This is a genomic window from Gluconobacter sp. P1D12_c, from assembly GCF_018812105.1.
Lineage (GTDB): Bacteria > Pseudomonadota > Alphaproteobacteria > Acetobacterales > Acetobacteraceae > Gluconobacter > Gluconobacter oxydans_A.
In genome coordinates, this window is the sequence record NZ_JACSIQ010000714.1 from 1 (window position 1) to 390 (window position 390).

Below are 390 nucleotides of genomic sequence, written 5' to 3' on the forward strand. Positions count from 1 at the left end.
TCTTCAGAGATCCATCAGACTGATCTCGAACGATGCGAAGCCTCTCATCATTAAGAGACCCCTTGAACTCCTTAAACGATCCGTACCTCTGTATCAGTCGCGTATTGAGTGTCTCATTATAGAACCACTCAAGATGGCCATCCTCCATCGTCTCAATATCGTTCGGCTTAGTCACATATTTTGTGACCTCATCAACAGACTCAAGAGTTCCCGCATCCTTAACAATGCACGACATCCTCTCACGAACATCAGCAAGAAAATCCTGCCAGCCGTTCCCCTTCAAATACGGCAGATCAAAGAGGATATTCATATGCATGTTAAGGGTTTCATGATCCTCATTATGAGTGAACTCAGTCCCCCTGAAATACAGATTTGAACCATATTTTTGAT

At 43.6% G+C, this 390-nt stretch carries 1 protein-coding gene; it reads right to left on the minus strand.

Features of this window, described 5'->3' with window-relative positions:
• Positions 1 to 316 (minus strand): hypothetical protein (locus tag KP705_RS18870; RefSeq protein WP_215765416.1); only part of this gene is annotated, 316 nt, incomplete at its 3' end.
• Positions 317 to 390: the final 74 nt, after the last annotated feature.